The 19972-nt window shown below is 65.9% G+C and carries 15 protein-coding genes; 14 read left to right on the top strand and 1 reads right to left on the bottom strand.

Features of this window, described 5'->3' with window-relative positions:
- Window positions 1-363: 363 nt before the first annotated feature.
- Together ACM6JT_RS31340 and ACM6JT_RS31335 are read left to right on the top strand one after the other, a co-directional pair.
- Complete coding sequence (locus ACM6JT_RS31340; protein WP_414857871.1) at window positions 364-2439, top strand: molybdopterin-containing oxidoreductase family protein; 2076 nt, start codon at window positions 364-366, stop codon at window positions 2437-2439.
- 136 nt (window positions 2440-2575) lie between these two features.
- On the top strand, window positions 2576-4249 hold the full coding sequence (locus ACM6JT_RS31335; RefSeq protein WP_034182627.1) for a long-chain fatty acid--CoA ligase: 1674 nt from the start codon (window positions 2576-2578) through the stop codon (window positions 4247-4249).
- 262 nt (window positions 4250-4511) lie between these two features.
- On the opposite strand, the gene ACM6JT_RS31330 is transcribed toward ACM6JT_RS31335, so the two are convergent.
- Window positions 4512-5669 (bottom strand): porin, encoded by a 1158-nt coding sequence (locus ACM6JT_RS31330; RefSeq protein WP_034182628.1) that lies wholly within the window; start codon window positions 5667-5669, stop codon window positions 4512-4514.
- A gap of 276 nt (window positions 5670-5945) precedes the next feature.
- Here ACM6JT_RS31330 and coq7 point away from each other — a divergent pair, with 276 nt between their 5' ends.
- From coq7 to murC, 12 genes are all read left to right on the top strand, one after another.
- Entirely contained in the window at window positions 5946-6572 is a 627-nt protein-coding gene (gene coq7, locus ACM6JT_RS31325) for a 2-polyprenyl-3-methyl-6-methoxy-1,4-benzoquinone monooxygenase (protein WP_034182629.1), read from the top strand.
- A gap of 385 nt (window positions 6573-6957) precedes the next feature.
- Window positions 6958-7386, top strand: a complete 429-nt coding sequence (mraZ, locus tag ACM6JT_RS31320) for a division/cell wall cluster transcriptional repressor MraZ (RefSeq protein ID WP_006487094.1) — start codon at window positions 6958-6960, stop codon at window positions 7384-7386.
- Between the two features lie 23 nt (window positions 7387-7409).
- Window positions 7410-8351 (top strand): 16S rRNA (cytosine(1402)-N(4))-methyltransferase RsmH, encoded by a 942-nt coding sequence (rsmH, locus tag ACM6JT_RS31315; protein ID WP_034182630.1) that lies wholly within the window; start codon window positions 7410-7412, stop codon window positions 8349-8351.
- Window positions 8348-8689 carry a cell division protein FtsL gene (ftsL, locus tag ACM6JT_RS31310; protein ID WP_009694564.1) on the top strand — a complete coding sequence of 114 codons (342 nt, stop codon included), beginning with the start codon at window positions 8348-8350 and terminating at the stop codon, window positions 8687-8689. Before rsmH ends, ftsL begins: the two co-directional genes overlap by 4 nt.
- Window positions 8686-10533, top strand: a complete 1848-nt coding sequence (locus tag ACM6JT_RS31305) for a peptidoglycan D,D-transpeptidase FtsI family protein (RefSeq protein WP_034182631.1) — start codon at window positions 8686-8688, stop codon at window positions 10531-10533. The genes ftsL and ACM6JT_RS31305 overlap by 4 nt, the downstream gene beginning before the upstream one ends.
- On the top strand, window positions 10530-12068 hold the full coding sequence (locus ACM6JT_RS31300) for a UDP-N-acetylmuramoyl-L-alanyl-D-glutamate--2,6-diaminopimelate ligase (RefSeq protein WP_131947300.1): 1539 nt from the start codon (window positions 10530-10532) through the stop codon (window positions 12066-12068). Before ACM6JT_RS31305 ends, ACM6JT_RS31300 begins: the two co-directional genes overlap by 4 nt.
- Window positions 12065-13471, top strand: coding sequence for a UDP-N-acetylmuramoyl-tripeptide--D-alanyl-D-alanine ligase (locus tag ACM6JT_RS31295; RefSeq protein ID WP_131947299.1), 1407 nt, complete (start codon window positions 12065-12067; stop codon window positions 13469-13471). The genes ACM6JT_RS31300 and ACM6JT_RS31295 overlap by 4 nt, the downstream gene beginning before the upstream one ends.
- A 16-nt stretch (window positions 13472-13487) precedes the next feature.
- Window positions 13488-14657, top strand: a complete 1170-nt coding sequence (gene mraY, locus ACM6JT_RS31290; RefSeq protein WP_006477019.1) for a phospho-N-acetylmuramoyl-pentapeptide-transferase — start codon at window positions 13488-13490, stop codon at window positions 14655-14657.
- A 28-nt stretch (window positions 14658-14685) separates the two neighbouring features.
- Window positions 14686-16197, top strand: coding sequence for a UDP-N-acetylmuramoyl-L-alanine--D-glutamate ligase (gene murD, locus ACM6JT_RS31285; protein ID WP_131947298.1), 1512 nt, complete (start codon window positions 14686-14688; stop codon window positions 16195-16197).
- Window positions 16194-17477: a putative lipid II flippase FtsW gene (gene ftsW, locus ACM6JT_RS31280; protein WP_034182635.1), complete on the top strand. Its 1284-nt coding sequence runs from the start codon at window positions 16194-16196 to the stop codon at window positions 17475-17477. Before murD ends, ftsW begins: the two co-directional genes overlap by 4 nt.
- A complete protein-coding gene (murG, locus tag ACM6JT_RS31275) occupies window positions 17474-18577 on the top strand; it encodes an undecaprenyldiphospho-muramoylpentapeptide beta-N-acetylglucosaminyltransferase (protein ID WP_175750259.1) in 1104 nt (367 codons plus the stop codon). The genes ftsW and murG overlap by 4 nt, the downstream gene beginning before the upstream one ends.
- Window positions 18574-19971: a UDP-N-acetylmuramate--L-alanine ligase gene (gene murC, locus ACM6JT_RS31270; RefSeq protein ID WP_034182637.1), complete on the top strand. Its 1398-nt coding sequence runs from the start codon at window positions 18574-18576 to the stop codon at window positions 19969-19971. Before murG ends, murC begins: the two co-directional genes overlap by 4 nt.
- Window position 19972 lies beyond the last annotated feature (1 nt).

Here is a 19972-nt window from a genome sequence, read left to right as displayed (position 1 = left end):
CCGGAGTGCCGATGGCGTCCAAGTCGTCCCTCCCTACGTGCCCAATTGCAGTGCCGCATTCTGTCAATAGCTGATATCTCTAACGCTTCATCGGCTTATTGATTGCATCTTCGATCAAAGGCACAACTCCCTCCACTTCACGTATCGACAGGCACGGTCGGACGTGATCAATTTTCCACCGTCCACGTCGAATGCAAGGCAGGAGGCACAGTTCTTCCTCCGCGAACGGTACGCATAGCAGCTAAAACCCCTCGGCTCCCGCAATCGCTGTTCGACTAAATAACCCAAGATCCGTACGAAATAAACGCTTTATCCGGCGTGCCCACGTAAAATTTGCGAATCCCCATCTCTGCATTCAAAACGATGAACGCCGCCACACAGGTAGCCCGGGCCGTTTGCCCGCACGATTGTCCGGACACGTGCGCCATGCGTGTGACCGTCGAAAACGGCAAGGCGATCAAGGTCACGGGGGATCCCGACCATCCGCCGACGCAGGGCGTGTTGTGCACGAAGGTCAGCCGATATGCCGATCGGGTTCATCATCCCGATCGCCTGACGGTCCCGCTCAAGCGTGTCGGCGCGAAGGGGGAGGGGCGCTTCGCACCGATCAGCTGGAGCGAAGCGTTCGACGAGATCGGTCGTCACCTCGGTGAAATCGCCGCGCGCGAACCCGAAGCGATCGTGCCGTACAGCTACGCGGGGACGATGGGGCTCGTGCAGGGCGAGGGCATCGCCCAGCGGTTCTTCCACAAGCTCGGCGCATCGCGGCTCGAACGCGCGATCTGCGCGGCCGCCGGTGCAGCGGGGCTGCGTTACACGTATGGCGGCAGCCTCGGCATGCACCTCGAGCATTTCGAGGAAAGCGAGCTGATTCTGATCTGGGGCGCGAACCCGATCGCGTCGAGCCTGCACTTCTGGACGCGTGCGCAAGAAGCGAAGCGCCGTGGCGCCCGTCTTGTCGCGATTGACCCGTATCGTTCGCTGACAGCGGAGAAGTGCCATCAGCACATCGCGTTGAAGCCGGGTACCGACGGCGCCTTTGCGCTCGGCATGATGCACGTGCTGATTACCGAAGACCTGCTCGATCACGACTACATCGCCCGCCATACGCTCGGTTTTGACGCACTCAAGGCGCGGGCGATGTCTTATCCGCCCGAACGCGTCGCGCAGATCTGCGGCATCGACGCGTCGGAGCTGATCGACCTTGCTCGTCGTTACGGTGCGACCCGCAAGGCGTCGATTCGCCTCAACTACGGCATGCAGCGCGTCCGCGGCGGTGGTAACGCCGTGCGCGCGATTGCGAGTCTGCCGGCGCTGACAGGGGCCTGGCGGGATCGGGCTGGCGGGCTGTTGCTCTCGTCGTCGGAATCCGCGCCGGTCAACCAGCAGGCACTGCTGCGCCCGGATTTGATGCCGGGTTGGCCGCACAAGCTGCCGCGCATCATCAACATGAACGCGATCGGCGATGCGCTGTTGCACGCGGGTGACGCAACGTTCGGGCCCAAGGTCGAGGCGGTGATCGTGTACAACTCGAATCCGGTGGCAGTCGCGCCGGATTCCTCGAAGGTTGCAGCAGGGTTTGCGCGCGACGATCTGTTCACGGTCGTTCTCGAGCATTTCAAGACCGATACCGTCGATTTCGCCGACATTGTGCTGCCGGCGACCACGCAGCTGGAGCACCTGGACGTCCACAAATCGTACGGCCACACCTATGTGATGGCAAACCTGCCGTCGATTCCGCCGGTCGGAGACGCGCGGCCGAACACAGAGATCTTTCGCGGCATCGCGCGCAGCATGGGGCTCGACGAGCCGGCGCTTTATCACAGCGACGAAGAGGTCGCGCGCGCGGCGCTCCGGTGGGACGATCCGGCGCTCGACAGCGACTGGGACACGTTGAAGCGGGAAGGCTGGCTGAAGCTGAAGCTGCCGGACGCACCGTTCGCGAATGGCGGTTTCCGCACGCCATCCGGCAAGTGCGAGTTCTACAGCCCGCGGCTCGAGCAGATGGGCATGGACCCCGTTCCCGATTACCTGCCGCCTTTCGAATCGGCCGAGGCCGCACCCGAACTCGCCGCGCGCTATCCGCTCGCGATGATTTCGCCGCCGGCCCGCCACTTCCTGAACAGCACGTTCGTGAACGTCGACAGCCTGCGCACCACGGAAGGCGAGCCGCACCTCGACATGCACCCGTCCGACGCCAGTGCGCGCCGCATCGCGGACGGCGACGTCGTACGCATCTTCAACGACCGCGGATCCATGCAGGCGCTCGCGAGAATTACCGATCGCGCACGTGCTGGGCTCGTTGTCGGGTTGTCGATCTGGTGGAAGAAGCTGTCGCCGGACGGCAGGAACGCAAACGAAGTGACGAGCCAGGCGCTGACCGATCTCGGCAATTCGGCGACGTTTTACGATTGCCTTGTGGAAGTTGAGCGAATTTGATCGAATATTCCCGTATGATCAGACGATTTTTCGCGGAAGTTCGAAGTGGACATCTAACCCTGTTGTCTCGGGACGGGCGAGCCGCTACGATGCGTTTTAGCACGACCATTCGAAAATCTGTGAGGAGACGCGCAGTATGGAAAAAATTTGGCTGAAATCGTACCCACCCGGCGTTCCAGCCGAAATTGACGCGTCTCCTTATCCGTCCGTCCCGGACCTCCTCGACGAAAGCTTCCGGCAGTACCGCGATCGCACGGCATTCGTCTGTATGGGCAAGGGCATCACGTACGGAGAACTCGACAAGCTGTCGCGCCAGTTCGGCGCGTGGCTGCAATCCCGTGGTCTCGCGCGCGGTGCGCGCGTCGCGATCATGATGCCGAACGTGCTGCAGTACCCGGTGACGATCGCCGCGGTACTGCGCGCCGGCTATACCGTCGTCAACGTCAATCCGCTCTACACGCCGCGGGAGCTCGAACATCAGTTGAAGGACAGCGGCGCCGAGGCGATCGTCATCCTCGAGAATTTCGCGTCGACGCTGCAGGCCGTCATTGCGAATACGGCCGTCAAGCATGTCGTCGTCGCGTCGATGGGCGACTTGCTGGGCATTAAGGGATGGCTCGTCAATTACGTCGTGCGCAATGTGAAGAAGATGGTGCCTGCGTGGCAGTTGCCGTCGTTCACGCGCTTCAAGGCCGCGCTGTCGGAAGGTGCGCGGCAGGCGTTCAAGCCGCAGAAGATCGGCCCCGACGACGTCGCGTTCCTGCAATACACGGGCGGTACGACCGGCGTTGCGAAGGGTGCGACGCTGCTGCACCGGAACATCGTGTCGAACGTGCTGCAGGCCGGCGCCTGGCACCATCCGGCTCATGAGAAGTACCCGGAGGTGAAACAGTTCGTGACGGTTGTCGCGCTGCCGCTGTATCACGTGTTCGCGCTGACCGTCTGCGGTTTCCTGACGATGCGCACGGGCGGGATGGGCATCCTGATTCCGAACCCGCGCGACATCGGCGGGATGATCAAGGAACTGAAGGGCTACCAGATCTCGACGATTCCGGCCGTCAATACGCTGTACAACGCACTGCTGAACCATCCCGAATTCAGTCAGCTCGACCTGTCGAAGCTCGTGATCGCCAACGGCGGCGGCATGGCGATCCAGGAGGGCGTCGCGAAGCGCTGGTATGAAAAGACCCATACCGCGATCATCGAAGGATACGGGCTGTCCGAGACGTCGCCGGTGGCGACCTGCAACCCGGTGACGGCGACCGAATACAGCGGGACGATCGGCTTGCCGCTGCCGTCGACCGAAGTGGCGATTCGCGACGACGCCGGCAACGACGTCGCGCTCGGCGAGCCCGGCGAGATCTGCATCCGTGGGCCGCAGGTGATGGCCGGCTACTGGAACCGGCCCGACGAGACCGAGAAGGTCATGTTCCCGGACGGCTTCTTCAAGACGGGCGACGTCGGCGTGATGGATGCGCGCGGTTACGTGAAGATCGTCGACCGGAAGAAAGACATGATTCTCGTGTCCGGCTTCAACGTGTATCCGAACGAAGTCGAGGACGTGGTGGCGTCGCATCCGGGCGTGTTCGAGGTGGCGGCGGTCGGCGTGCCGGACGAGCATTCCGGCGAAGCGGTGAAGCTGTTCATCGTGAAGAAGGACCCGGCGCTCACCGACAAGGATATCCTTGCTTACTGCAAGGAGCGGCTCACCGGGTACAAGCGGCCGAAACTGGTCGAGTTCCGCACGGAGCTGCCGAAAACGAACGTCGGCAAGATCCTGCGGCGCGAGTTGCGCGACGGACGCGCGTAACGGACGCGCGTAGCAGCGCGGTTCAACGGAAGAGCCCGGCTTGTGCCGGGCTTTTTTGTTTGCGGCACGGATCGGAAGAGGTGGTTTCCCGCAGCGGCCGGCGTCTGGCCGTGGGTTTTCGCGTAGCGAACGGACACGGAGCTCCGGCGATGCGTGCAACGCTACCGGCCGGTCCGCCGCGCACCCGTCTTGCCGCCGCACCGGAAAAGAAAAAGGCGCCCGAAGGCGCCTTCAATATGCTGCGGCTTGTCAGACAAGCTGATTAGAACTTGTGACGGATGCCGACGCGTGCTGCGACCTGGTTGCTGGTGCTCGAACCTGCGAGACCGTTGATCGCTGCCGTTGCCTGAACGACATTGCCTTTCGCGTCGAGCGCGTTGCCCGATGCGTGCTGGTACACGCCGATCACGTAGACGTCGGTGCGCTTCGACAGGAAGTAGTCGACGCCCAGCGAGCCTTGGTGGTACTTGGCTGCCGAGTTGCCGTCGATCTTGCTGCCTTGCGTGTAGTCGTACGCTGCGCCGAGAATCAGCGCCGGGGTCAACTGATACTTGAAGTTGATTTCGCCGTTGTTGAACGTCGCGGTCTGGTTCACGAACGGACCGACCGAGAAGCCCTTGAACTTCGTGTTCGAGTACGTCGCGCCGATCGTCGCTGCGCCGAACGTGTAAGCGCCGCCTGCACCGATGACCTGGTACGTGTTCGCGTTGTTCGCGTATGCGCCGTAGACCGGCGACGATACCGCCGTCGTCGCAGCCGTCGAGCCGTTGTTGAACATGCCGCCGAAGTTGCCCGGCGTGCGTGCGTTCAAGTAGCCGACACCCAGGACCAGCGGGCCGTTGTTGTAGCCTGCGCCGAGCGACCAGACCTGGTTCTTCGAGAACTGGCCTGCCTGACCGCCGAAGCTGTACAAGCCGCCGAACGTGAAGCCGCCGTACGACGGGCTCGTGAACTTGACCGCGTTGTTTACGCGATAGGCGTTGTTGAAGTTGTCGAGGTCGCCCGGGTGAGCGGCGATGTAGCCGCCCCACTGGTCGCCTGCCTCAAGCGGGCCGACGAAGTCGACGACGGAGTCGTACTGACGACCCAGCGTGACCGTACCGTACTGGCTCGACAGGCCGACGTAAGCCTGACGGCCGAACATCAGGCCGCCCTGACCAAGCTTGCCGCTGTTCACGTCGAAACCGTTTTCGAGGGTGAAGATTGCCTTCAGGCCGCCACCGAGGTCTTCGGTGCCGCGCAGGCCGAAGCGGCTGCCTTGCATCACGCCGCTGGCCATGCTGTACAGGTGCTTGCCACCCGCGTTGTTGTTGAAGAGCAGGCCTTCATCGATGATGCCGTAAAGCGTCACGCTGCTTTGCGCATGAGCAGCGCCAGCGAACGCGCCCAGCGCGACGAGCGCGAGAAGCGACTTTTTCATTAACGGATCTCCAAGAATCACTGAATTTTTTTGGCGGGGCAGATAGTTATGTTCTGTTGACGGGCCCCATCAACTTCGCAAGAAGTCGCACGTAATGTAGCAAAACCGTTTTTTGCCACAAAGCGAAATGCCGCGGCTCAAGGTCGCCATGTTTCCTTTATGCAACAATGGTTAAAATCACGGGTTAACCGCAATTTCCGCTGAATAATCAAGTCGGATACGCAGCGGACTCGTGCTCTCGCCGCCCGCGGCGGCACATGCAGCCAGGAGAACAGGATGGTGTTGGATGAACTGATCAGCGAATTCGATCGCGGCCTGCGATCGCTGACCGGCATTAGCCGGATGAGCCGGCCGGTGCCCGCACCGGCCGCCGCGCCGGACGTCGAGCTGACGCCCGCGGAGCGTACGCATGCCGCAGGGCTGATGCGCGTGAACCACGTCGGCGAAGTCTGCGCGCAGGCGCTCTATCAGGCACAGAAACTCACCGCGCGCACGGCGTCGGCGAAGGCGATGTTCGAGGAGGCCGCGCGCGAGGAGGAGGACCACCTCGCGTGGACCGCGCACCGCCTGAAAGAGCTCGATTCGCGTCCGAGCCTGCTGAACCCGCTGTGGTATGCCGGCGCGCTCGCGATCGGCGTGGCGGCCGGCACGCTCGGCGACAAGGTCAGCCTCGGTTTCATGGCCGAGACGGAGCGGCAGGTCGAGAGTCACCTGGAAGGCCATATGTCGGAGCTGCCGGCGACCGATACGGCGTCGCGTGCGATCGTCGACCAGATGCGCATCGACGAGGTGAAGCACGGCAAGGCCGCGACCGACGCCGGCGGAATCGAACTGCCGCTGCCTGCGCGGATGCTGATGCGTGCCGCGTCGAAAGTCATGACGAGCACTGCATACTATCTGTGAGATTTGCGCCGGGCGACGCATGACGTCGCCCCGGCTCACCGTCCCCGATACCGCCCGTTTATTCCACGTTTTCCCTCCCCCGAAAGCCCCGTCCGCACGCCCGTCTGGCCCGTCTTTCTCATGTATCACCTTCACATGTTGCACTAGCTCATTCATTTATAACGGTTTTTGGAATGAGGGGGCGCATGAGCATGTGCGCGTAAGTCCTTGTTCTAACTAACAAAATTCGTCAAAAAAGCGGGCCGCTCCCTTGACCGTGCCACACCCTTCCTCTAAAGTGGGAGACAGTGTGAGAAAGTGTATTTTTGTGTGATTTGGCGGGCTATTCCGGCTAAATTCTCAGCATTGGTCGGGTACTTCGGTGCCCTGAACGGGAGAGCGGAAAGTGTTCCAAGGGGCGTCGGCGCTGACGCTCGATGCGAAAGGGCGGATGTCGGTGCCGGCTCGCTATCGCGAAGCGCTGCAAGGACAGGCAGAAGGACGGGTGACTGTGACCAAGCACCCGGACGGCTGCCTGTTGCTGTTTCCGCGCCCCGAATGGGAAGTGTTCCGCGCCAAGATCGCCGCGCTGCCGATGGACGCGCACTGGTGGCGGCGAATTTTTCTCGGCAATGCGATGGACGTCGATCTCGACAGCGCGGGCCGGATTCTTGTATCGCCCGAGCTGCGCATGGCAGCCGGACTGGAAAAGGAAGTCATGTTGTTGGGAATGGGTAGTCACTTCGAGCTGTGGGATTCGCAGACCTACAACGCGAAGGAGCAGGCGGCGATGGCGCAGGGCATGCCCGACGCGCTGAAGAATTTCACGTTCTGATTGCGGTGACGGAGACGCCCGCGATGGGAAACGAATTGCAGCATCGGACAGTGCTGTTGGATGAAGCGGTCGAGTCGCTCGTGACGCGGCCGGACGGCGTTTATGTCGACGGCACGTTCGGGCGCGGCGGCCACAGCCGCGCGGTGCTCGCGCGGCTGGCGGCGGCCGGGCGGCTGATCGCGTTCGACAAGGATCCGAGGGCGATCGAGACGGCGCAGGGCATCGAGGATGCGCGCTTCTCGATCGTGCATGACAGCTTTGCTTCGATGCGCGACGCGCTTGCGGCGCGCGGCGTCGAGAAGGTGTCCGGTGTGTTGCTGGACCTGGGCGTGTCCTCGCCGCAGGTGGACGATCCGGCGCGCGGCTTCAGCTTCCGTGCCGATGGTCCGCTGGACATGCGAATGGATCCGACGCGTGGCGAGTCGGCGGCCGAATGGCTCGCGCGGGCTTCGGTGCAGGAATTGACGGAGGTGATACGAGATTATGGGGAAGAACGGTTTGCTTTTCAGATTGCAAAGGCGCTTGTTGCTCGCCGGGCAGAGTCCGACCGTCTTGGGCCTCTCGACACCACGGGCGAGCTTGCCCAAATCGTGGGTCACGTCGTCAAAACCCGTGAGAAGGGCAAGGATCCGGCAACCCGCACCTTTCAGGCTATACGGATTCACGTCAATCAAGAGCTTGCGGACCTGCAAGTCGTACTAGACGCGGCACTGTCGTTGCTGGAGCAAGGGGGGCGGCTGGTGGTCATCAGCTTTCATTCACTCGAGGACCGGATCGTCAAGCGATTCATGCAGGCGCACGCCAGTGCGCCTGCGGTCGATCGTCGCCTGCCGATCCGTGCCGTCGATCTCCCGAGCCCGCCGCTCAAGATCATCAGCCGCCAGTTTCCGAGTGAAGCGGAGGTCGCCGCGAATCCGCGCGCCCGGTCCGCCGTGATGCGCATTGCGGAGCGCGTCACGCCATGAGCCGCTTCAATATCTTCCTGCTGATCATCGTGATGGGCTGCGCGCTGTCGGTCGTCAACTCGACGAACCAGCAGCGGCAGATCTTCATCCAGCTGCAGCGCGCGCAGTCGCAGGAGCGTCAGCTCCAGCAGGATTACGCGCAGCTTCAATATCAGCAGAGCGCGCTGTCGAAGACGTCGCGTATCGAGCAGCTTGCGAACGATTCGCTGAAGATGCAGCCGATCACGACCGGCCGCACGCAATACCTGACGCTGCCGCCGGGCGCCGCGAAGGCGATCGACGCGCCGATCCCTGCTTCGGCCGACACGGCCGGCAAGGGCAAGGGGGGCGCGCGATGAAGCCGTCGCAAAAGCGCCAGAACGTGAAATTCACGTCGAGCCCCGTGCTGGGCGTGCATCTGCCGATGTGGCGCTCGAAGCTCGTCGTGTTCATGCTGTTCATGGCGTTCGTCGCGCTGGCCGCGCGGGCGTTCTGGATCCAGGGGCCCGGCAACGCGTTCTATCAGAAGCAGGGCGAAAGCCGCTACCAGCGCACGCTGGAGTTGCCCGCGACGCGCGGCAAGATCCTCGACCGTAACGGGCTCGTGCTCGCGACGAGCCTGCCCGTGCGCGCAATCTGGGCAATTCCCGACGCGGTGCCGGACGATCTCGATGCCGACAAGGTCAACCAGCTCGGCAAGCTCCTCGGCATGACGTCGAAGGAGCTGCGCGTGAAGCTGTCGCAAGACAAGGGTTTCGTCTACGTAAAGCGCCAGGTGCCGATCGACATCGCGGACAAGGTCGCCGCGCTCGACATTCCGGGCATCTATCAGCGCAACGAATACAAGCGTTTCTATCCGGAAGGCGAGATCACCGCGCACCTGATCGGCTTCACGAACGTCGAGGACGAAGGGCAGGAGGGCGTCGAGCTCGGCGACCAGAAGATGCTGTCCGGCACGTCGGGCGTGCGCCGCGTGATCAAGGACCGGATGGGGCACATCGTCGAGGACGTCGCCGAGCAGATCCCGCCGCACAACGGAACCGACGTCGACCTGTCGATCGACAGCAAGATCCAGTACATCGCGTACGCGAACCTGAAGGCCGCCGTCGAGAAGTTCAAGGCGAAGGCCGGCGCGGCGATGGTCGTCGACGTGCGCACCGGCGAGGTGCTCGCGCTCGTCAACTACCCGACGTACAACCCGAACGACCGCTCGCGCATGACGGGCGAGCAGTTGCGCAACCGGATCATGACCGACGTGTTCGAGCCGGGTTCGATCATGAAGCCGTTCACGGTGTCGCTCGCGCTCGACCTGCATCGCGTGACGCCGAACACGCTCGTCGAGACGGGCAACGGGCATTTCGTGCTCGACGGCGCGCCGATCACCGACGACGCGGGTTTCGGCACGCTGACGGTCGGCGGCGTGATCCAGAAGTCGAGCAACATCGGCGCGACGAAGATCGCGATGACGATGCGGCCCGAGGAAATGTGGAATATGTATACCAGCATCGGCCTCGGCCAGGCGCCGAAGGTCGGCTTCCCGGGCGCGGTGGCCGGCCGCCTGCGGCCGTGGAAGAGCTGGCGCCGCATCGAGCAGGCGACGATGTCGTACGGCTATGGCCTGTCGGTGTCGCTGTTCCAGCTCGCGCGGGCGTACACGGCGATCGCGCACGACGGCGAGCTGATGCCCGTGACCATTTTCAAGACCGACCCCAACCAGCAGGTCGCGGGCACGCAGGTGTTCAACCCGACCACCGCGCGCGAAGTGCGCGCGATGCTCGAGACGGTGGTCGCGCCGGGCGGCACGTCGCCGGATGCGGCCGTGCCGGGTTATCGCGTCGGCGGCAAGAGCGGTACCGCGTACAAGCATGAAGGCCATGGCTATACGCGCAAGTACCGCGCATCGTTCGTCGGCATGGCGCCGATGCCGAATCCGCGCATCGTCGTCGCGGTGTCGGTCGACGAGCCGACCGCCGGCAGCCACTTCGGCGGCCAGGTGTCCGGCCCCGTATTCTCGGCGATCGCCGGCGACACGATGCGTGCGCTGAACGTGCCGCCGAACATGCCGATCAAGCAACTGGTCGTGTCTGACGATTCGCCGGCAGCACCTTCCGCAGCGGGGCCGCAAAAGCTGGCCGCGGGTGGCGGTGCGAAGCATATGATCGTGTCCAGCACGACGCGTAATTCACCAGGAGTTGTTCGATGAGCGCCGCCCGCAGTTCCCATCCGGCGCATCAGCAGATCGCAGCCGCGCTTGCGTGGCTGCGTCAGCATGTGGCCCCCGCCGCGCAACTGCATGCCGACACGCGCAGCCTCAAGGCTGGCGACGTGTTTGTCGCGTATGCAGTCGACGGGGCAGACAACCGCGCCTTCATTACCGATGCCGTCGCACGCGGCGCGGCCGCCGTGCTGTATCAGCCGGAAGGGCTGGCCGCTGCGCCGGCCGTGCCCGTCGCGCTCGCGGTGCCGGCGCTCGACCAGCTCGCCGGCGAGATCGCCAGCGGCTGGTACGGCGACCCGAGCGACAGCCTGCTCGCTGTGGGCGTGACCGGCACGAACGGCAAGACCTCGTGCACGCAGTGGATCGCCGCCGCGCTGACGGCGCTGCACCAGCCGTGCGCGGTAATCGGCACGCTCGGCAGCGGGATGCCAGGCCAGCTCGTGCCGACGGGCTTCACGACACCCGACGCGTCGCAGCTTCAGCGCAGCCTTGCGCAGTTGCGCGACGCGGGCGCGCGGGCCGTGGCGATGGAAGTATCGTCGCACGCGCTGCATCAGGGGCGCGTGAACGGTACGGCGTTCGACATCGCGGTATTTACGAATCTCACGCAGGATCACCTCGACTATCACGGCACGTTCGACGCGTACGAGGCGGCGAAGGCGAAGCTGTTCGCATGGCGCGGCCTGCGCGCGGCGGTCGTCAACCGCGACGACGCAGCCGGCCAAAACCTGCTCGAGAAGCTGGCCGGCCGCGTGCGCACGATCGCGTACGGGATCGGCGACGCGCAGGCGCCCGACGCCGATCGCGAACTGGTCGCGCTCGACGTGCGCGCCACCGCGACCGGCACGGCATTCCGCCTGCGTTCGTCGTGGGGCGACGCGGACGTCGAAGTCGGTACGCTCGGCACGTTCAACGTCAGCAACCTGCTCGCCGTGCTCGGCTCGCTGCTCGCGGCCGACGTGCCGTTCGACGCGGCACTCGCCGAGATCGAACGGCTCGAGTCCGTCAACGGCCGGATGCAGCGGCTTGGCGGCCGGCTGCAGAACGACGAACCGCTCGTCGTGATCGACTACGCACACACGCCCGACGCGCTCGAGAAGACGCTCGACGCGCTGCGCCCGATCGCGGCGGCGCGCGGCGGCCGGCTCGTCTGCATGTTCGGCTGCGGCGGCGACCGCGACGCGACGAAGCGGCCGCTGATGGGCGCTATCGCGGAACGGCTCGCCGACGAAATCGTCGTCACGAGCGACAACCCGCGCAGCGAAGATCCGCAGCGCATCATCGACCAGATCGTCGCGGGCATGACCATGCCCGCTCGCGCACGTCGTATCGAGGATCGCGCGAGCGCGATCCTGCAGGCGGTGCGCGGCGCCGCACGCGAGGACGTCGTCGTGCTGGCCGGCAAGGGCCACGAAGCGACGCAGGAAATCATGGGCAAGAAACGTACGTTCTCCGATCAGGATCACGCGCGGCTCGCGCTGGCAGCGCGAGCGACGCACGGCAAGGGGGGCGGCGAATGACGATGCTCAGTCTCGACGAAGCCGCTCGCCTGATTCCCGGCGCAACCGTTCACGGCGACGCGGGCGTCACGTTCGACCGTGTGTCGACGGACAGCCGCACGGTCGGCCCGGGCGACCTGTTCGTCGCGCTGAAGGGCGAGCGCTTCGATGCGCACGACTTCCTCGGCGATGTCGCGGCGCGCGGTGCTGCCGCGGCGCTTGTCGCGCACGTGCCGGCGGGCCTCGCGATGCCGGCGATCGAAGGCGGCGAAACGCGTGCCGCGCTCGGCGCGCTCGCGCACGGCTGGCGCAAACGATTCCCGCTGCCGCTCGTCGCGGTGACGGGCAGCAACGGCAAGACGACCGTCAAGGAAATGATCGCGTCGATCTTCGCGGCGGCGGTTGGCGCCGACGCGCGGCTCGCAACCGCCGGCAACCTGAACAACGACGTCGGCCTGCCGCTGACGCTGCTGCGCCTGTCGGCCGCGCATCGCCTCGCGGTGATCGAGCTCGGGATGAACCACCCGGGCGAGACCGAAATCCTCGCGCGCCTCACGGCGCCGACGGTCGCGCTCGTCAACAACGCGCAGCGCGAGCACCAGGAATTCATGGCGACGGTCGAAGCCGTCGCGCTCGAACACGCGGCCGTGATTCACGCGCTGCCGCCGGACGGCGTCGCGGTGTTCCCGGCCGACGATGCGTACGCGGGCATCTGGCGCGTCGCGGCGACGGGCAACCGGATCCTCGATTTCGCGCTGAACGATGCCGACCGGCAGACCGAAGCGCAGGTCACGGGCCGTCTGCAAGGCGGCGAACTCGCGATCGACACGCCGGCCGGCGCCGTCACGGTGCGGCTGCGTGCGCTCGGCGAGCACAACGCGCGCAACGCGCTGGCCGCGACGGCCGCGGCGCTGGGCGCCGGCGTCGCGCTGTCGGCGATCAGGCAGGGCCTCGAATCGTTCGAGCCGGTCAAGGGCCGGCTGCAGGTGAAGCAGGCGATCGCCGGCAGCCTCGCGGGCGCGACGGTCGTCGACGATACGTACAACGCGAACCCCGATTCGATGCGTGCCGCGATCGACGTGCTCGCCGCGCATCCGGCGCCGCGCGTGCTGGTGATCGGCGACATGGGCGAAGTCGGCGACGAAGGGCCGGCATTCCATCGCGAGATCGGTGCCTATGCGCGCGAGCGCGGAATCGACGCGCTGTTCGCGCTCGGCGATGCATCGCGCGATGCCTGTACGGCATACGGCGACACGGCCCGCCATTTCGACGACGTCGGCGCGCTCGTGTCGGCGCTGCTCGCGGCGGGCTACGGCGCGCAGGCGACGGTGCTCGTGAAGGGCTCGCGGTACATGAAGATGGAGCGCGTGGTCGACGCGCTGACGAACCAACCCGCAGCGGGCGCGACGCCCGCTGCCCACTGAGTAGAAGGAAGGAAGCATGCTGCTGGCGCTGGCGCAATGGCTGCAAGGAGACGCAAGCTTTTTGCGCTTGTTCACGTACCTCACGTTCCGGGCGGTGATGGCCACCATCACCGCGCTGGGGATCGGGCTCGTGTGCGGACCGTGGGTGATCCGCAAGCTGACGCAAATGAAGGTCGGGCAGGCCGTGCGCAAGGACGGCCCGCAGACGCACCTCGTCAAGTCCGGTACGCCGACGATGGGCGGCGTGCTGATCCTGATCGGCATCGCGGTCGCGACGCTGCTGTGGGGCGACCTGACGAACCGTTTCATCTGGATCGTGATGCTCGTCACGTTCGGTTTCGGCGTGATCGGCTGGGTCGACGATTACCGCAAGGTCGTCCACAAGGATCCGCGCGGGATGTCGTCGCGCGAGAAGTATTTCTGGCAGTCGGTGATCGGCCTGTTCGCGGCCGTCTACCTCGCCTTCAGCGTGTCCGAGGCGAACAACGTGCGCGTGTTCGACCTGTTCATGGCGTGGGTGCGCAGCGGGCTGTCGATGGGGCTGCCGGCCCGCGCCGACCTGATGCTGCCGTTCCTGAAGTCGATCAGCTACCCGCTCGGCGTGTGGGGCTTCATCGTGCTGACCTACTTCGTGATCGTCGGCGCGAGCAACGCGGTGAACCTGACCGACGGCCTCGACGGCCTCGTGATCATGCCGGTCGTGCTGGTCGGCGCGTCGCTCGGTGTGTTCGCGTACGTGATGGGCAGCGCGGTGTATTCAAAATACCTGCTGTTCCCGCACATCCCGGGCGCGGGCGAACTGCTGATCTTCTGTTCCGCGATGGGCGGGGCAGGGCTCGCGTTCCTCTGGTACAACACGCACCCCGCGCAGGTGTTCATGGGCGACGTGGGCGCGCTGGCGCTCGGCGGCGCGCTCGGCACGGTCGCGGTGATCGTGCGCCAGGAAATCGTGCTGTTCATCATGGGCGGCATCTTCGTCGCGGAAACGCTGTCGGTGATGCTGCAGGTTTCGTGGTTCAAGTACACGAAAAAGCGCTACGGCGAAGGGCGGCGCCTGCTGAAGATGGCGCCGCTGCATCACCATTTCGAATTGTCCGGCTGGAAGGAAACGCAGGTGGTGGTGCGTTTCTGGATCATCACGTTGATGCTGTGCCTGTTCGGTCTGACCACCCTCAAGCTGCGGTAAAGGAAAGGTAACAAGGATGTCTGGCGAGATGTTTGGAGATCGGCAACGGCCGATGGTGCTCGTACTGGGGCTCGGGGAATCGGGTCTCGCGATCGCGCGATGGTGCGCGAGGCACGGGTGCCGGCTGCGGATTGCCGATACCCGCGAGGCACCGCCCAACCTTGCCGCGCTGCAGGCCGAAGGCATCGATGCGGAGTTCGTCGGCGGGCCGTTCGCGCCCGCGTTGCTCGACGGCGGCGTCGAGATCGTCGGGCTGAGCCCCGGCCTGTCGCCGCTCGAGCCGGCGCTCGCGGCGCTGGTCGCGGCCGCGAACGAGCGCGGGATCGCGGTGTGGGGCGAGCTGGAGTTCTTCGCGCAGGCGCTGCGCGCGCTCGGCACGAGCGGCTACCAGCCGAAGGTGCTCGCGATCACGGGCACCAACGGCAAGACGACGACGACGAGCCTCACGGGCCTGCTGTGCCAGCGCGCGGGCAAGAAGGTCGCCGTCGCAGGCAACATCAGCCCGGCGATGCTCGACCGGCTCGCGGGCGCGATCGACGAAACGGCGCTGCCCGACGTGTGGGTGCTCGAACTGTCGAGCTTCCAGCTCGAGACCGCACGCACGTTCGCGCCCGATGCGGCCGCGATCCTCAACATCACGCAGGACCACCTCGACTGGCACGGCAGCTTCGACGCGTACGCGCACGCAAAGGGCCGGATCTTCGGCGCGACGACGACGCGCGTGCTGAACCGCGACGACGCGGCCGTGATGAAGTTCGCGCCGGCAGCGGGCGTGGCCGACGCGCCGCGCACGGTCACGTTCGGCCTGAACGAGCCGACCCAGGACGGCGACTACGGGCTGTCGCGCGACAACGGCATCGCATGGCTGGTGGAAGCCGTCGATCGCGACGCGCCGGAGGAAGCGGCGCCGACCCGCCGGCGCAAGCGCGACGCCGCGCATACGCCCGACATCGCGCAGAAGCGCCTGATGCCGGCCGACGCGCTGCGGATTCGCGGGCTGCACAACGCGGCGAATGCGCTGGCCGCGTTCGCGCTCGCGCGTGCGATCGATCTGCCGGCTGCGCCGCTGCTGCACGCGCTGCGCGAATACCGCGGCGAAGCGCATCGCGTCGAAGTGATCGCGACGATCGACGACGTGGACTACGTCGACGACAGCAAGGGCACGAACGTCGGTGCGACGGTTGCCGCGCTCGACGGGCTCGCGCAGAAGATCGTGCTGATCGCCGGCGGCGACGGCAAGGGGCAGGATTTCGCGCCGCTGGTCGCGCCGGTCGCGCGCTGGTGCCGCGCGGTGATGCTGATCGGCCGCGATGCGCCGGCGATTCGCGACACGCTCGCCGAAACGGGCGTGCCGCTCGCCGATCACGCGACGCTCGAAGGTGCGGTGCATGCAGCGGCCGACCTGGCGGAGCCGGGCGATGCGGTGCTGCTGTCGCCCGCGTGCGCGAGCCTCGACATGTTCAGGAACTACGCCCATCGCGCGGACGTGTTCCGTGCGGCGGTCGACGAAATCGCCATCGACAAAGGAGCGACGCCATGAGCTGGTCCGATCGCCTCGTCTCCCGTTTCAACGACCGGCGCGATGCCGGCGGCAACGCCGCGGGCGGTCGCGTCGCGTCGGCCACGCGCGCCGCGACGGGCGGCCTCGCGAGCGTCGTCAACGGCGTGCGCCCGAGCCGCTCGCGGATGCTCGACTTCGACTACTCGCTGCTGTGGGTGGCGATCGCGCTGCTCGGGCTCGGCGTCGTGATGGTGTACTCGGCGTCGATCGCGATGCCCGATTCGCCGAAATACGCGTCGTATCACGATTACGCGTTCCTGATGCGCCACTGCGTATCGCTCGTCGTCGCGTTCATCGCGGCGGTGATCGCGTTCCGCGTGCCCGTGTCGACGTGGGACAAGTACGCGCCGCATCTCTTCCTGATCGCGCTCGTCAGCCTCGTGATCGTGCTGATCCCGCACGTCGGCAAGGGCGTGAACGGCGCGCGCCGCTGGATTCCGCTCGGCATCACGAACATGCAGCCGTCGGAAGTCATGAAGCTCGCGGTGACGATCTATGCGGCGAACTACACGGTGCGCAAGCAGGAATACATGCAGAGCTTCGCGAAGGGCTTCCTGCCGATGGCCTGCGCGGTCGGCCTCGTCGGCGCGCTGCTGCTGCTCGAGCCGGACATGGGCGCGTTCATGGTGATCGCCGCGATCGCGATGGGCGTGCTGTTCCTCGGCGGCGTGAACGGCAAGCTGTTCGGCGGCCTCGTCGCGACGGCAGTCGGCACCTTCACGATGCTCGTTTGGCTGTCGCCGTGGCGTCGCGAGCGGATCTTCGCGTATCTCGATCCGTGGGACGAGCGCTACGCGCAGGGCAAGGCCTACCAGCTCACGCACTCGCTGATCGCGTTCGGTCGCGGCGAGTGGTTCGGCGTCGGCCTCGGCGGCAGCGTCGAGAAGCTGAACTACCTGCCCGAAGCGCATACCGACTTCATCCTCGCGGTGATCGGCGAGGAGCTCGGTTTCATCGGCGTGATGGTCGTGATCCTGCTGTTCTACTGGATCGTGCGCCGCGCGTTCGAGATCGGCCGCCAGGCGCTCGCACTCGACCGCACGTTCGCCGGGCTGACGGCGAAGGGCATCGGCATCTGGTTCGGCGCGCAGACGTTCATCAACATGGGCGTGAACCTCGGGCTGCTGCCGACCAAGGGCCTGACGCTGCCGCTGGTGAGCTACGGCGGGTCCGGCATTCTGCTGAACTGCGTCGCGCTCGCGGTGCTGCTGCGGGTCGACTACGAAAACCGGGTGTTGATGCGCGGAGGGAAGGTATGACCTCTTCGCGACGCACGCTGATGGTGATGGCAGGCGGCACCGGGGGCCACGTGTTCCCGGGGCTCGCGGTCGCGCACCGGATGGAAGCGGCGGGCTGGCGCGTCGTGTGGCTCGGCAATCCGGCCGGGATGGAAGCGACGCTCGTGCCGAAGCACGGCATTCCGATGGAGTACGTGCGGTTCGGCGGGTTGCGCGGCAAGGGCCTGAAGACCAAGCTGACGCTGCCGTTCAACCTGCTGCGCGCATGCTGGCAGAGCCTTGGCGCGCTGCGCCGCGTGCGGCCGGACGTCGTGCTCGGGATGGGCGGCTACATCACGTTCCCGGCGGGCGTGATGACCGCGCTGTCGGGGCGTCCGCTCGTGCTGCACGAACAGAATTCGATCGCGGGCCTGACGAACAAGGTGCTCGCGAAATTCGCGAAACGCGTGCTCGTCGCGTTCCCCGGCGCACTGCCGCATGCGGAATGGACCGGCAACCCGATTCGCACGGAACTTGCGCGCACGGAAGCGCCCAAAGCACGCTATGCCTCGCGCAGCGGCCCGCTGAACGTGCTGGTCGTCGGCGGCAGCCTCGGCGCGGCTGCGCTGAACGAAGTCGTGCCGCGTGCGCTCGCGCTGCTGGCGCCGGGCGAACACCCGCGCATCGTGCATCAGGCCGGCGCGAAGCATATCGACGCGCTGAAGGCGAATTACGAAGCGGCCGGTTTCACGGCCGGCGATGACGTGCGGCTCGTGCCGTTCATCGACGACATGGCGGCCGCGTATGCGGCGGCGGATCTCGTGATCTGCCGCTCGGGCGCGATGACGGTGTCGGAGATCGCGGCGGTGGGCGTGGCGGCGCTGTTCGTGCCGTTCCCTTACGCGGTCGACGATCACCAGACGACCAACGCCGCGTTCCTCGCCGATGCGGGCGGGGCGGTGCTGGTGCAACAACGCGACCTGTCGGCGGATTTGCTCGCCGACTGGCTGCGCGGCCAGACGCGGGCGTCGCTCGCGGACATGGCGGAGCGTTCGCGCTCATTGGCGAAGCCCGAGGCCACCGATGAAGTCGCGCGCGTTTGCGCGAAGGTGGCCGGCGCGAACCTGGAAATATTGCAATGAAACATATCGTCAAACACATTCATTTCGTCGGGATCGGCGGCGCGGGCATGAGCGGCATCGCCGAAGTGCTCGTCAACCTCGGCTACGAGGTCAGCGGCTCGGACCTGTCGCGCAACGCGGTGACCGATCGTCTCCAGGCGCTCGGCGCGCGGATCGCGATCGGCCACGACGCGGCGAACATCGAGGGCGCGAACGCGGTCGTCGTGTCGACGGCCGTGCGTTCGGACAACCCGGAAGTGCTGGCCGCACGCCACCAGCGCGTGCCGATCGTGCAGCGCGCGGTGATGCTCGCCGAACTGATGCGCCTGAAGCAGGGGATCGCGATCGCCGGCACGCACGGCAAGACCACGACGACGAGCCTCGTCGCGAGCGTGCTCGCGGCAGGCGGCCTCGATCCGACCTTCGTGATCGGCGGACGGCTGATCAGCGCCGGCGCGAACGCGCGGCTCGGCACGGGCGACTTCATCGTCGCCGAGGCCGACGAGTCGGACGCGTCGTTCCTGAACCTGTATCCGGTGATCGAAGTCATCACGAACATCGACGCCGACCACATGGACACCTACGGCCACGATTTCGCGCGGCTCAAGCAGGCGTTCATCGAATTCACGCAGCGCCTGCCGTTCTACGGCAGCGCGGTCGTGTGCGTCGACGATCCGAACGTGCGGCAGATCATCCCGTTCATCTCGAAGCCGGTCGTGCGCTACGGCCTGTCGCCGGACGCGCAGGTGCGCGCGGAAGACATCGATGCGCGCGACGGCCGGATGTATTTCACGGTGATCCGCGAAGGGCGCGCACCGCTCGCGGTCGTGCTGAACATGCCGGGCCTGCACAACGTGCAGAACGCGCTCGCGGCGATCGCGATCGCGACCGACCTCGGCGTGGCGGACGACGCGATCCAGCAGGCGCTGGCGGAATTCAACGGCGTTGGCCGGCGCTTCCAGCGTTACGGCGAGGTGCCGACCGCGGACGGCGGCCAGTACACGCTGATCGACGATTACGGCCATCATCCGGTCGAGATGGCCGCGACGATCGCGGCCGCGCGCGGCGCGTTTCCGGGCCGCCGCCTCGTGCTGGCGTTCCAGCCGCACCGCTATACGCGCACGCGCGACTGCTTCGACGATTTCGTCAACGTGCTGTCGACGGTCGATGCGCTGGTGCTGACGGAAGTCTACGCGGCCGGCGAGGCCATGATTTCAACGGCCAACGGCGACGCGCTGTCGCGCGAGCTGCGCGCGGTGGGGAAGGTTGACCCGGTGTTCGTCGCGACGGTCGACGACGTGCCGGATGCATTGGCGAAGGTCGCGCGGAACGGCGACGTGGTGATCACGATGGGTGCGGGTTCGATCGGCGGCGTGCCGGCGAAGCTCGTGCAGAACACACAACAGAAGGCATGAC

Origin of the sequence: Burkholderia sp. IT-111MI5 (genome assembly GCF_949752865.1) — a bacterium.
GTDB lineage: Bacteria > Pseudomonadota > Gammaproteobacteria > Burkholderiales > Burkholderiaceae > Burkholderia > Burkholderia pyrrocinia_C.
This window is presented reverse-complemented; position numbering and strand designations above follow the sequence as displayed.

What these genes read in the sequence shown, in the direction of transcription:
- ACM6JT_RS31340 (WP_414857871.1), top strand. Translation starts at nt 364, where the DNA reads ATGAACGCCGCCACACAGGTAGCCCGGGCCGTTTGCCCGCACGATTGT.
- ACM6JT_RS31335 (WP_034182627.1), top strand. Translation starts at nt 2,576, where the DNA reads ATGGAAAAAATTTGGCTGAAATCGTACCCACCCGGCGTTCCAGCCGAA.
- ACM6JT_RS31330 (WP_034182628.1), bottom strand. Translation starts at nt 5,669, where the DNA reads ATGAAAAAGTCGCTTCTCGCGCTCGTCGCGCTGGGCGCGTTCGCTGGC.
- coq7 (WP_034182629.1), top strand. Translation starts at nt 5,946, where the DNA reads ATGGTGTTGGATGAACTGATCAGCGAATTCGATCGCGGCCTGCGATCG.
- rsmH (WP_034182630.1), top strand. Translation starts at nt 7,410, where the DNA reads ATGGGAAACGAATTGCAGCATCGGACAGTGCTGTTGGATGAAGCGGTC.
- ftsL (WP_009694564.1), top strand. Translation starts at nt 8,348, where the DNA reads ATGAGCCGCTTCAATATCTTCCTGCTGATCATCGTGATGGGCTGCGCG.
- ACM6JT_RS31305 (WP_034182631.1), top strand. Translation starts at nt 8,686, where the DNA reads ATGAAGCCGTCGCAAAAGCGCCAGAACGTGAAATTCACGTCGAGCCCC.
- ACM6JT_RS31300 (WP_131947300.1), top strand. Translation starts at nt 10,530, where the DNA reads ATGAGCGCCGCCCGCAGTTCCCATCCGGCGCATCAGCAGATCGCAGCC.
- ACM6JT_RS31295 (WP_131947299.1), top strand. Translation starts at nt 12,065, where the DNA reads ATGACGATGCTCAGTCTCGACGAAGCCGCTCGCCTGATTCCCGGCGCA.
- mraY (WP_006477019.1), top strand. Translation starts at nt 13,488, where the DNA reads ATGCTGCTGGCGCTGGCGCAATGGCTGCAAGGAGACGCAAGCTTTTTG.
- murD (WP_131947298.1), top strand. Translation starts at nt 14,686, where the DNA reads ATGTTTGGAGATCGGCAACGGCCGATGGTGCTCGTACTGGGGCTCGGG.
- ftsW (WP_034182635.1), top strand. Translation starts at nt 16,194, where the DNA reads ATGAGCTGGTCCGATCGCCTCGTCTCCCGTTTCAACGACCGGCGCGAT.
- murG (WP_175750259.1), top strand. Translation starts at nt 17,474, where the DNA reads ATGACCTCTTCGCGACGCACGCTGATGGTGATGGCAGGCGGCACCGGG.
- murC (WP_034182637.1), top strand. Translation starts at nt 18,574, where the DNA reads ATGAAACATATCGTCAAACACATTCATTTCGTCGGGATCGGCGGCGCG.